This window comes from Psychrobacter sp. Cmf 22.2 (assembly GCF_001921745.1).
GTDB lineage: Bacteria > Pseudomonadota > Gammaproteobacteria > Pseudomonadales > Moraxellaceae > Psychrobacter.
The window spans coordinates 536,011-547,753 of the sequence record NZ_MRYA01000001.1; the positions used below are offsets into that span (position 1 = coordinate 536,011).

The 11,743-nt window shown below is 44.4% G+C and carries 11 protein-coding genes; 4 read left to right on the plus strand and 7 right to left on the minus strand.

The window, feature by feature from the left end:
- Positions 1 to 9: 9 nt before the first annotated feature.
- From BTV98_RS02315 to BTV98_RS02340, 6 genes are all read right to left on the minus strand, one after another.
- Entirely contained in the window at positions 10 to 645 is a 636-nt protein-coding gene (locus BTV98_RS02315) for a trimeric intracellular cation channel family protein (RefSeq protein ID WP_058368448.1), read from the minus strand.
- A 101-nt stretch (positions 646 to 746) separates the two neighbouring features.
- Entirely contained in the window at positions 747 to 1,847 is a 1,101-nt protein-coding gene (locus BTV98_RS02320; RefSeq protein ID WP_058368449.1) for a multidrug resistance efflux transporter family protein, read from the minus strand.
- 99 nt (positions 1,848 to 1,946) lie between these two features.
- Positions 1,947 to 2,678, minus strand: coding sequence for a 7-carboxy-7-deazaguanine synthase QueE (gene queE / locus BTV98_RS02325; protein WP_058368450.1), 732 nt, complete (start codon positions 2,676 to 2,678; stop codon positions 1,947 to 1,949).
- A gap of 328 nt (positions 2,679 to 3,006) precedes the next feature.
- Entirely contained in the window at positions 3,007 to 3,828 is an 822-nt protein-coding gene (gene dapD / locus BTV98_RS02330; protein ID WP_058368451.1) for a 2,3,4,5-tetrahydropyridine-2,6-dicarboxylate N-succinyltransferase, read from the minus strand.
- Positions 3,829 to 3,952: 124 nt separating this feature from the next.
- The gene (locus tag BTV98_RS02335; protein WP_058368452.1) at positions 3,953 to 4,897 is read right to left on the minus strand and encodes an alpha/beta fold hydrolase; all 945 of its coding nucleotides are present in this window, start codon (positions 4,895 to 4,897) and stop codon (positions 3,953 to 3,955) included.
- A 113-nt stretch (positions 4,898 to 5,010) separates the two neighbouring features.
- Positions 5,011 to 6,789: an amidohydrolase gene (locus BTV98_RS02340; protein WP_058368453.1), complete on the minus strand. Its 1,779-nt coding sequence runs from the start codon at positions 6,787 to 6,789 to the stop codon at positions 5,011 to 5,013.
- A gap of 349 nt (positions 6,790 to 7,138) precedes the next feature.
- Here BTV98_RS02340 and arsS point away from each other — a divergent pair, with 349 nt between their 5' ends.
- From arsS to BTV98_RS02360, 4 genes are all read left to right on the plus strand, one after another.
- Positions 7,139 to 8,116 carry an arsenosugar biosynthesis radical SAM (seleno)protein ArsS gene (gene arsS / locus BTV98_RS02345; protein WP_058368454.1) on the plus strand — a complete coding sequence of 326 codons (978 nt, stop codon included), beginning with the start codon at positions 7,139 to 7,141 and terminating at the stop codon, positions 8,114 to 8,116.
- A 227-nt stretch (positions 8,117 to 8,343) separates the two neighbouring features.
- The gene (locus BTV98_RS02350; protein WP_075102818.1) at positions 8,344 to 9,165 is read left to right on the plus strand and encodes a DUF547 domain-containing protein; all 822 of its coding nucleotides are present in this window, start codon (positions 8,344 to 8,346) and stop codon (positions 9,163 to 9,165) included.
- 9 nt (positions 9,166 to 9,174) lie between these two features.
- Positions 9,175 to 9,885 carry a TIGR04283 family arsenosugar biosynthesis glycosyltransferase gene (locus BTV98_RS02355; RefSeq protein ID WP_075102819.1) on the plus strand — a complete coding sequence of 237 codons (711 nt, stop codon included), beginning with the start codon at positions 9,175 to 9,177 and terminating at the stop codon, positions 9,883 to 9,885.
- Positions 9,886 to 9,902: 17 nt separating this feature from the next.
- Positions 9,903 to 10,547: a TIGR04282 family arsenosugar biosynthesis glycosyltransferase gene (locus BTV98_RS02360; protein WP_058368456.1), complete on the plus strand. Its 645-nt coding sequence runs from the start codon at positions 9,903 to 9,905 to the stop codon at positions 10,545 to 10,547.
- Between the two features lie 68 nt (positions 10,548 to 10,615).
- Here BTV98_RS02360 and mtnP read toward each other — a convergent pair whose 3' ends face one another.
- On the minus strand, positions 10,616 to 11,548 hold the full coding sequence (mtnP, locus tag BTV98_RS02365) for an S-methyl-5'-thioadenosine phosphorylase (protein WP_075102991.1): 933 nt from the start codon (positions 11,546 to 11,548) through the stop codon (positions 10,616 to 10,618).
- Positions 11,549 to 11,743 lie beyond the last annotated feature (195 nt).

Here is an 11,743-nt window from a genome sequence, read left to right on the forward strand (position 1 = left end):
AAATTCATTCTAATCAACCAAACGAATAGAAGGCAGATGCCAATCAAAGCGCAGCGCTAGCATCCGTACTGCAAAGATAACACCAAGCATGATAAATTCATTGAGTCCTGCATCTACACCTAGGCGCTCAAGTAGTAAATAAGTCACTGATCCGGCGATACTGGCAGAGATATAAATCTCACGCTGTAATACCAGCGGTATCTCATTACAAATAATATCACGTAGCATACCGCCAATAATCGCTGTCCAAACACCCATCATAATGGCAATCATCGGAGACACGTCTTGGTTTAATGCAACCTTAAAACCAATGACGCTAAATGCGGCCAAACCAATAGCATCGAAGAGTTTGAGCGCATTATCGATCTTGTGATACAAATGAAAGAAGATTTGTAGAATTAAAGAGGTCGCAGTAATGACTATGACATAATTGAGGTCAGTCATCCAGAATAGAGGATGACGATCTAACGCTATATCACGTAGCGTGCCACCGCCAATCGCATTGACCATCGATACCAAGATACAGCCAGCAATATCAAAGCCCTTATGCTGAGCCAGCAACGTACCAGCGACAGCACAAGCAATCACGCCAACCATATCAAGTAAATATAATAAAATATCTGGAAAAATCAAATCATTGGTCATGGTTATATTACCAAATCATAAACATTAAAATGGTTGGATGTTTTTTGAGCTGTTGTTTTATATATGATTTGAACGAAATCCGCCTCATATTAGATCGTCGTTTAGCCATCTTTAGCAAACAGTATCAAACCTACGATAATCAGCACAATACCAAATAAGCCCATGGCTGATGGCAGTGGATTGCCTAGCAAGATCATACCACCGATCAGAGCAAAAATAATCTCACTGGCTTGGGTTGAGTCAACGCCCGCCACCTCACTTGACGTGACTGCTTGTTCGCGCGCATACAAAAAAAGACTGGTCGCCGCTACGCCTGATAATAGCGCAACCAGTAGGGTATTAAACACCTGCGCGCCACCCGGTAACTCAGGACGCACTATAATGCCTAATACCAACCAAAATGGCAAACTACCCACAGTCATTAACCATACTTTATTAAATGCATTCTGTAACAGGTCTGTCTCGATAATAGGAATAGATCCGATCAAGGTTTGTAGCTTAGAAGTTTTTGTAGGGTTATGACTGATGCTATGCTCACTAGAACCATCATGAGCACTGGCCAATAGCGCAGTCTCAGCACGCATAGGTTGTGATGGCTGCAGGCTAGCTTGAGTCTTGGTCTTGTGTTGCTTAGCATTATAAGAAGCCTGCCAGACCAACTGATTGCCAATGGGGTAGCTAAACGCGGCAATTAATGCTGGGAGCGCACCGTACAGCAGCATTTGTGTCAACGGGAAGGTAGTGGCATCACTGGGGGCATGTAGACCTTCGCTGATATTAACCAACACCACGCCTGCAAATACCACCAGCGCATAGACGACAAATTTTTTATCAAAGCGCTGACCGAATGCCAGTAACACCAACAGGCTAGATACCACCGTAAACATAAAGGTTGCGGCCACTACCCAACCACTGGCATGGTCACCTGCATAACAGATGCCTGTATAAAACACACCAAAGCCAATACTGCCAGTAATACACCAAAATACCCAATGCTGTCGAAAAACTGACCACAGCGCGCTGATGCGTCCCATGCCGTGCTGAATCGCAATCATTACTGTTAGCAATAGCAGCATAAATACATAGCGCAGACTTGCTGACCAAAACCAATGTCCACCAGCTGCACTCATCAGCTCATTTAAAATAAACGTCGAGCTAAAAAATGCCCCAGCCAGTAGGCCTAACAAAATCAATCTGACCATCCCTGTGTCCTTACAGTTGGCTGTTATATACTTTTAAGTGTGAAAGTTGATTACTACGGTCTTACTAAGACAAATCGGTTAACAGGCTTTAATTATAAGTTATTTACCTTTGGCATCCGCCCAAATGATCTTATGTAACTGCAATTGAAAGCGCACAGGTAATGCATCAGCGAGCATCCATTCTGCCAACTCGCGAGCAAGTACTGGTACATCAGGGCTAAACGCTTCGTCAATATCATCTGCTACATTAAACATGGGTGAAAACCAAACGGTACCAACCAATTTATCAAGCTGATGCTCAAACAGTTTTGCCTTCGCCCAATCGTAATCGGTGCGGTTCATAATGACAAATTTAATCTGATCATGCTCGGTTAAATGGTCAAGATTTGACCATAGGTTTTTATCAACTTCACCTGAGCTTGGCGTTTTAAGATCCATGACTTTGCTGACCGCTAGCGGTACGTTTTCTACCGTGAGCGCACCTGCTGTTTCAAGAGAGATTTCATAGTCGTCAGCTAATAAGCGTTTAATCAGCTCAATGGCATTCGGCTGTGCTAAAGGCTCGCCACCAGTGAGGCAAATGCGTTTGCAAGGATAACTTTTAATCGTGGTTATAATGGTATCAAGCGTTTGACGCTCACCGCCACTAAAAGCATATTCAGTGTCACAATAGACGCAGCGTAGCGGACAGCCGGTCAGGCGTACAAATATCGTCGGCAAGCCTGAGGTGACGGCTTCACCTTGCAGAGAATAAAAGATTTCAGTCAAACGCAGGCCCGCGGTCGGGTCTGTGACGGGAATATAGGTGTTTCTTAGAGAAGGCTCATTCATAGTATTTACAAACAGAATAAGGTGTCGATACCGTGGCTAAGTGTCTTAAATACACAAACTAAAAATAAGAAACAGGCTAAATCAAAAAGGCTGTTACCGCATGGTTATCAGACAATATAAAAATAAGACACACAATAGCTGGCAAGCTTAAGGACTTGACAAGAGATGTGTATAATTTAGGTATTGCTTATTAGATAGGACAATCAATGCAATGTCGAATTATAACGTAAGATAGCTTATTAAGCTGCAAAAAAAGATGCTGAAGCTTATCTCCAGCATCTCAATGTTCGTTTTAGCTATATACGATTATAAGCTCTTATAAAAGCGCTTATGCTAAGCGTAACAGCTCGTTCACTGAAGTTTTAGCACGCGTTTGTGCATCCACTTTTTTGACAATAATAGCAGCATATAAGCTATGTGTGCCATCTTCTGATGGCAGGCTGCCTGGTACGACAACTGAGCCTGCTGGTACGCGGCCACGATGAATCTCACCTGTTTCGCGGTCATAAATACGCGTAGACTGACCGATATAAACACCCATAGAGATGACTGCGCCTTCTTCGACGATGACGCCTTCAACGATCTCAGAGCGCGCACCGATGAAGCAATTGTCTTCAATGATAGTAGGGTTGGCTTGTAGTGGCTCTAGTACGCCGCCGATACCCACGCCACCTGATAGATGCACGTTTTTACCGATTTGGGCACACGAGCCAACCGTCGCCCATGTATCTACCATCGCACCTTGATCGACATAAGCACCAATATTAACGTACGATGGCATTAATACTGCACCTGCTGCGATGTAAGAGCCTTTACGAGCAACCGCTGGTGGTACAACACGTACGCCAGCTTCTTTAAATTGCGCTTCGGTCCAGTCAGCAAACTTAGTCGGTACTTTGTCATAGAACTGCACATGCTCGCCTGCCGGCATCGCGTAGTTGTCGTTTAGACGGAACGATAGTAAGACTGCTTTTTTGGCCCATTGATTGACGATCCATTCACCATCCTTTTTTTCAGCGACGCGTAGGCTACCGTTATCAAGTTGCTCTAGCACTTGCTCGATGGCGGTGCGTACGTCTTGTGGCATTGTACTTGGGCTGTATTCGTTACGATTTTCAAAGGCTTGTTCGATGGTTTGTTGTAGAGACATAAAGGGTTCCTAAAATTAGTAAAAGGGAAATCTTGTCAGAAATAAGGACGTTAACTTAGACAAAAAACATACTTGCCGTATTGTCGCTAATTTAGCGGGTTTTAGCAAACCAAGTCAGCATCCATTACGCACTTAAATGCCGTATCCAGTTTAAAATATCATGATAGACCACACTATGATCTTGCTCATGTAACGGCTCATGACGCATGTTGGGGTATAAACGAGCATCGGTATTGCTAAAGCCTTGCTTCTGTAAATTTTTGGTGATGTTGCGAATACCTCGCCCCATATTACCAATGGGGTCGTTCTCACCACTGACAAATAACATCGGAAAGCGCTTATTGATGGTAGACGCCCAGCGTTTGTGTAGTCCAGCTTTCATCAATGTGAATAGGGTCATAAAGCCATTGTTGGTGAAATCAAAGCCAGTTAGTGGATCAGCTTCATATGCTGCGATGTTATCGGTATTTTCACTTAACCAAGCAAAGGAAGAAGGAGAGAGGCGTTCATTAAGCTTAGCATTAAGCACCTTATTCATGATTTCAGCAAATACAGTGTTTGGTTTTTTGGGGGCTGTTTTGGCAAGAATAGCATTTAACGGGAGCAGTACTTTTACTAATGGGTTAGCATCAGCAGTCCCCATAAGAATGGCACCCGTAAAGTCTTGCGCATGGTGCTTGAGCACGACACGCACAATAAATGAGCCCATAGAATGACCCATAATAAAATGCGGTACGTCAGGGTGGCGATCTTTTAACGTATTCGCCATAACGATGACATCTTTTAATAACGACTGTGCTGGATGCTCATTACCAAAAAACCCTAACTCATCTGATGATTTAATCGTGCGTCCATGACCGAGCTGATCATAAGTAGCGACCGCGATACCATGATCGGCTAAAAACTGTGCAAAATCGCTATAGCGACCGCTATGCTCTGCCATGCCGTGTACGATGAGCAAGGTCGCCTTGACATCGCTGTCTTTTGGCTCAAAAAATGTATGATGCAAATAGTGAATATTATCGGAAGATAAAATATGCTCATTACTGCTATCAGTGTTGCTACTCATAAAAAGTTCCTGTAAGTCGGTCAAATGCTGGGCGCGTTATTTTGTAATACAGATTGTACACAGCGCGATATAAGTTGTCTTATCTTTTAGGTTGGTGATATGGCTGTTATCCGCTATTGTACTGGACGCTGATAAATAGTGTTGCCTTCTTTGATGGTTTTTACCACATGAATATTGCGAATCTCATTTGCCGGAACTGTCAAAGGGTTACCGTCTAAAATTACCAAATCCGCGAATTTACCAAGGGCTAGTGTGCCTTTGGTGTCTTCTTCAAAATACTGATACGCTGCATTACTGGTGATGGCTTTTAGAGCTTGATAGGGCGTGACACGTTCATCAGCACCGATGATTTTGCCTGTGCGTGAGGTGCGATTGACCGCTGTCCAAACAGAAAACAGCGGGTCGACTGGCGTGACAGTGTCGTCAGAGTGATTGGTATAAGGGATGCCCATTTTATCGACTGTGGCAAGAGGACTTAGAGAGTTGGCAAGTTTTTCGCCCAAGTTTTTAATGTGGACATCGCCCCAAAAGTAAGCGTGGTTGGTAAAAAATGACGGCACCATATTGTACTTTTTAAACGCCGCTAGCTGGTCTGGCCGCGCAAACTGCGTATGAATCGGCACGATACGGCGGTCTTTATCAGCGGCTTGCCCCGTTTGTTTGACCGCATACTCGTGCGCTTTGAGGATCATATCAGTAGCCGCGTCGCCATTATTATGAATAAATAACTGATTGTCATTTTTATAGGCTTTGACAAACATCTCATTCATCTTCTCTTGGCTGATACTAGGCAAGCCGCGGCAGTCGCTCTTGCAGTCTGGTACAGGCGTCAGATAAGGCTGAGTAAAATAAGCGGTCTTGCCTTGCGGGGAGCCGTCGGCGATGATTTTGGTGCCTTGCACCTTAAAGCCGTCTTGATAGGTTTGCCATTTAAAGTCTTTATCGGCCAAGTTTTCGTCCAAATCACTAACCCCTGCCAAGGAGACCAAGTCGATTTTAAGCTTGCCGTCATCGGCTTGTTTTTGAAAAAACTGAATAGCATCGCGGGTAGTAGAGCCGTCTTGCGCCGTGGTCACGCCGTACTTGGCGTAGTAGTCTTGGGTTTGATCAAAAAACTGCGCTTGCTTGGGCTCAAGCGTCTTGAGCAATTGATACATAAGCGGATACATCGCCGTCTCTTGTAGCAGACCATTTGGCTCGTTTGAGCCATCGATCCGCGCGATATTGCCACCTTCAGGTGATTGGCTATCGGCAGTGATGTCCATAGCAGCCAGCGCACTGGAGTTGGCAACGCCCATATGACCGCTGGTATGCTGCAAATACACCGGATTGTTTGGCAAAACGCTATCAATCTCTTCTTTGGTCGGATGGCGATCCTCGGCAAGCTGCGTCTCATCATAGCCCCAGCCAAATATCCACTCGCCATCAGCAATGTTATTGTCTTTTTTATAAGCCTTCAACGCTTGCAGCATTTTGTCGATACTGTCGATCTTGCCGATCGGTGGTGCGCTTAGATCCACTTGTCCCATAGTGTTGGACACCAAGCCAAAATGGCTGTGTGGATCGATAAATCCTGGCAATAGCGTCTGATGCTGCAAATCGACGGTCGCGGCGTTTTTATAATTGTTTTGCGCTTCTTTTAAGCTGCCAACATAAGCAATCTTACCGTTTTGGGTGACCAATACTTGCGCCAGTTGCGGCTTGTCGCCCTCCATCGTAATGATATTGCCGTTGTAATAAATGGTTGCTTCATTAGTCGCTGCTTGTGCGGCAGGCTGGGTCGCCGCTGAATTACTGCTTGAATTGACTGCTGCTGGGGTGGCTGCACAGCCAATCATACCTATCAGTCCAATACTAAGTAAGGCCGGTCTTATAAATAGATGTGTGCTCATTGTTTTTTCCTATGAATGATAAACGTACCGTGCGATTTGCCAAAAGATGCCGATAGAACCAATCTAACTATAATGCCAAATGCGGTCAATAACCTTTGGCGATTTGTTGTTTTTCTATCCTTTGGGAGCCTGTAGCGCCTAAAGTACGCATTAGTGCTGATATGGAATAACCAGCTAAATGTTTAATATTAATGATAATACTTAAGAAAAAATAAGGTATGATTTATGAGGTCTTCTTTATTTTGCTTGCTGGGTGATAAGCATATGATGTGGACAATGCACGCGCCTGCATCAAGGCGAAATCAGAGTTTTGATCACAAAAAGCCACCTTATTGGATGCCATATCGTTATGAAATCTACCATTGAGCTGCTTGAAGCCACAGATTTTCCTGCTATCAAACGGCGTAAGCTTACGACCCTACAAGTCAATATGGGCTATTTGTGCAATATGTCGTGTGTGCACTGTCATGTGGCCGCCAGTCCGTACCGTACCGAGATGATGTCACGTGAGTTGGTTGAGCTGATCATCGAGGTACTACACGCGCAAGATATCGATACCCTCGATCTTACGGGCGGCGCGCCTGAGATGCACGAGGATTTTAAATACTTGGTAAAAGAAGCTCGTAAGCTTGGCGTTAAAGTTATAGATCGCTGTAATTTGACGATCTTGATGGAAGCGGGCTATGAGGATATGGCGCAGTTTTTGGCAGATAACGAGGTCGAAGTGGTCGCCTCACTGCCGTGTTATTCGCTTGAAAACGTCGATAGACAGCGCGGCAAAGGCGCGTTTGACGACAGTATTTTAGGTCTGCATAAGCTTAACGATCTGGGTTATGGACGCGCAGATTCAGACCTAGTACTAAACTTGGTCTATAACCCGCAGGGTGCGACCCTACCGCCCAATCAGCAGATGCTAGAGGCGGACTATAAACGCGAGCTCAAAGAACACTTCGATATTGAGTTTAATCAGCTATTTGCTCTGACTAACATGCCCATTCAGCGCTTTGGGGCAATCCTGCTTGCCAAAAACGAGTTTTATCCTTATATGACGTTGCTCAAAGACAACTACGATGCGCACAATCTTAAAGAGGTCATGTGCCGCTCGACCATTAGTGTTAATTGGCTGGGTGAGTTGTTTGATTGTGATTTTAATCAGCAGCTACAGATGCCAGTACCGAACAAGGCGCGCAGGCATCTACGCGATCTGCTCACGCAAAATCCTGAGGGCGATGATATCGCTATCGCTGACCATTGCTATGGCTGCACGGCAGGACAGGGCAGTAGCTGCGGTGGCGCTTTAGAAGAAGAAAAATCAAAGATGGTTTAGCGCTTCTAGGTACTGTTTTAAAAGTACTGCTTTAAAACTAATATCACTATAGTCGAATCCAAATAAATCAGATACGTAGCTATCAAGTCGCTCAATGAAACGTTGTTTTTCTTGCGTGCTGTGCCTACGCAGACAGTTGCTGTGAAAAACAAATTTTCATCTCACTGTATCGTTTTTATATTGAATTAACTATATCAGCTGTTTTTAATACCAACGGAGCTTTCCTTATGCTTATTAACAAAACACACTTATCTATTCCATCGACGACCAAAGCACTTATTGCCGCTAGCCTGATGCTCTCAAGCGCCGCCTATGCTGATTTTAATCATAGCGCTTGGGATAGCTTATTAAGTAAAAACGTAACAATGACCAATGGCGGCAAAGCATCGAGCGTTAACTACGCAGGCATGAAAGCCGACCAAAGCAAGCTTGATGGCTATTTGGCAGCAACGGGTGAGATCAGTCAATCCAAATTTAATCGCTGGAGCAAAGATGAGCAGTTGGCGTTTTTGATCAATGTCTATAATGCGGGCACCGTAGAGTTGGTGCTAACGAAATATCCTAATCTAAAATCTATCAAAGATATTGGCGGTATATTTGGCTCGCCTTGGAAACAAGACTTTGTCAACGTACTGGGTAAAAAGCGGTCGCTCGATGATATTGAACACAACCTCATTCGCGGCTCTGGGCGTTATAACGAACCGCGTATACATTTTGCGGTGAATTGTGCGAGCATTGGTTGTCCTGCATTATTAAACGACGCCTATACGGGCAGCAAACTCGATGAACAATTAGAGCAAGTCACCAGTAAATTCTTAGCCGATAGCAGTCGTAACCGTCTCAAGGGCAGCACGCTTGAGGTCTCACCAATATTTAAGTGGTATAAAGAGGACTTTGAATCGAACTGGCGTGGCACCAAAGATTTAGAGGGTTTTTTAGCGCGTTATAGCTCGTCACTAGGACTTAATAAATCACAAACCGCTGATTTAAAAGCGGGTAAAACTAAGATCGACTATACTAGCTATAATTGGAATCTAAATAATAAGTAGCCAGATAGCATGCCCACGATTTCTATCATCATTCCTATACTGAACGAGGCAGATAACCTGTCTCGTTTGTTTGCGCACCTCACTGGACTAACCCCACCTCCGCAGCAAGTGATATTGGTCGATGGCGGTTCGATAGACGGCTCTTTTGCATTGGCTCAATATCTTATTAAAGATTTAAGAGTGGTTCAGCAGTCAGCTATCGATTGGCAAGTGCTAGCATCTAGTGCTGGTCGTGCACTGCAAATGAATAGGGGTGCCACACTAGCTACTGGTGATGTGCTGTTATTTTTGCATGCAGATACGCAGTTACCAAACCATGCGATGACCGAGATAATGTCGGTCGTTATAAGAGCCGAATGGGGACGTTTTGACGTACGTCTAGATAGCTCTGAGTGTATGCTAAAGCTAGTCAGTAAAATGATTAACTGGCGTTCGCGGTTGACTGGTATTGCCACAGGTGACCAAGCTATTTTTGTCAAACGAGATTGGTTTGAGCAAATTGGGGGCTATCCCAATCAAGCGTTGATGGAAGATGTTGAGATTAGTAAACGTCTAAAAACCATTGGCAAACCTGCTTGTCTAACCAGTCAAGTCATCACCTCAGCACGGCGCTGGCAGCAGCACGGCACTTGGCGCACGATACTGCTGATGTGGCAGCTACGCTTTGATTATTGGCGCGGCGTATCTGCTGATAATATTTGGCAGCGGTATTACCGATAAAAGAATAAACCCTTATCATGAATCAAAATTCATCAACTTGTATCATTATCTTTGCCAAATTCCCTGCTGAGGGCAAGGCAAAAACGCGCTTGCAACCTGCGCTTGGGATGGCAGGCGCGGCTCGTATAGCGCGTAAACTGCTTTTGCATAGTACCCGTCAGGCGCTAGCGACAGGGTTTACGGTTGAGCTATGTGTCAGTCCTGCGCCAAGCGATCCATGCTGGCAGACGCTAAATCTGCCTAAGTCATTGCACTGGTCAGCACAAGTCGATGGCGAGTTAGGGTTACGTATGTTAATTGCCAGTCAGCAAGCTTCAAGTAAATTTGAACAGGTTTTATTAATTGGTACTGATTGTCCTAGTCTGACCGAAACACGCATTCAAGATGCCGCGCAGCAATTAGAGTATTCGGATACGGTCATGATTCCAGCCTCAGATGGCGGCTATGTGCTCTTAGGATTTAAGCAAATTCGAGCTAATTTATTCTCGGATATCGAGTGGAGTACTGCCAGCGTAGCAGCAGTGACTCGACAACGTATTAAAGCATTAGATTGGACGTTGGCATTATTAGAGCCATTACACGATATTGATGAGCCTGATGATTTGCAGCATTTGCCTATAGGCTGGCTTGATGAATATCAGCTGAATAACTCTGAGTTTTAGACGATTTAAAATGCTAAAGCCATCAGATACTTGATGGCTTTTTTATTATTTAAAATTTAAGGTTCCTGTCAAGGCAATAATGCACCGAGCTTAGTCTTAGTTTTATCACTCATCGCGTCTACTGGCGTGACTAATGCTTGCTCTAGAGCTATATGAGCGATAGATTCGGGCTGCTCATTAGCAAGTAGAGCAACTGCTTGCTCAATCACTTGTTGCGCGTTATCTGCATTTTTCATTAAGTTTTGAATGGCATAATCGGCACTAACGGCTTCCTCAGTAGGATGCCAGCTATCAAAGTCGGTCACTAGCGCAAGCGTGGCATAGGCGATACTCGCTTCACGTGCCAGCTTCGCTTCTGGCATATTGGTCATGCCGATGATGTCCGCTTGCATCTGTCGATACCAGTGTGATTCTGCGCGAGTAGAAAACTGGGGCCCTTCAATACATACATAGGTCACTTTAGAGTGGCACTGTCCATCGGCAATATTTGCTTTTTCATAAGCTTGTATCAAGATATCTGCCACTTCAGAGCACAAAGGGTCAGCCATTGACACATGGGCGACCGCACCATCACCAAAAAACGTACCAACACGCTGCTTAGTCATATCAATCATTTGATCAGGGATGACCATATCTAGAGGTTTCAGTGTTTCTTGCAATGAGCCGACCGCTGATACTGAGATGATATAGCGCACGCCTAAGGTTTTTAAGGCATAGATATTGGCACGATAAGGCACCTCAGATGGGATTAATCTGTGCCCTTTACCATGTCGCGTTAAGAATGCGACCGTTACGCCATCAAGTTCACCGAGTACAATATCATCGGATGGATCACCATAAGGTGTCTCAACTTTCACGCTGCGCTTATTGGTTAGAGCCTGCATTTGATATAGACCACTACCGCCGATAATAGCGATATCAGCTGAATCCTGAATAGTTGTGGAAGTGCTATTGTTTAAAGGCTTTTCATTTGCGATTTGTCTATCTCTTACTGTGCTCATCGTCATTGGTTTCCATGTCATTATAATTGTCGTCAGCATAGGTTATATTTTTTCAAAAAATAAATCACTATTAATGAGCAGCTTATAGGTATAACACGAAAAAGTCGTTAGATAATATTTGTATTTGAAGTGAGTTGCGGTATGCTTACAAGGTTATGAAGTAATTAGATCAACTGATAACCAAAAACAGTCTTA

Bases quoted from the DNA above. Each gene is read 5' to 3' on its own strand.
- BTV98_RS02360 (WP_058368456.1), top strand. From the start codon at position 9,903: ATGAATCAAAATTCATCAACTTGTATCATTATCTTTGCCAAATTCCCT.
- BTV98_RS02355 (WP_075102819.1), top strand. From the start codon at position 9,175: ATGCCCACGATTTCTATCATCATTCCTATACTGAACGAGGCAGATAAC.
- arsS (WP_058368454.1), top strand. From the start codon at position 7,139: ATGAAATCTACCATTGAGCTGCTTGAAGCCACAGATTTTCCTGCTATC.
- BTV98_RS02340 (WP_058368453.1), bottom strand. From the start codon at position 6,789: ATGAGCACACATCTATTTATAAGACCGGCCTTACTTAGTATTGGACTG.
- BTV98_RS02320 (WP_058368449.1), bottom strand. From the start codon at position 1,847: ATGGTCAGATTGATTTTGTTAGGCCTACTGGCTGGGGCATTTTTTAGC.
- BTV98_RS02315 (WP_058368448.1), bottom strand. From the start codon at position 645: ATGACCAATGATTTGATTTTTCCAGATATTTTATTATATTTACTTGAT.
- BTV98_RS02335 (WP_058368452.1), bottom strand. From the start codon at position 4,897: ATGAGTAGCAACACTGATAGCAGTAATGAGCATATTTTATCTTCCGAT.
- queE (WP_058368450.1), bottom strand. From the start codon at position 2,678: ATGAATGAGCCTTCTCTAAGAAACACCTATATTCCCGTCACAGACCCG.
- BTV98_RS02350 (WP_075102818.1), top strand. From the start codon at position 8,344: ATGCTTATTAACAAAACACACTTATCTATTCCATCGACGACCAAAGCA.
- mtnP (WP_075102991.1), bottom strand. From the start codon at position 11,548: ATGAGCACAGTAAGAGATAGACAAATCGCAAATGAAAAGCCTTTAAAC.
- dapD (WP_058368451.1), bottom strand. From the start codon at position 3,828: ATGTCTCTACAACAAACCATCGAACAAGCCTTTGAAAATCGTAACGAA.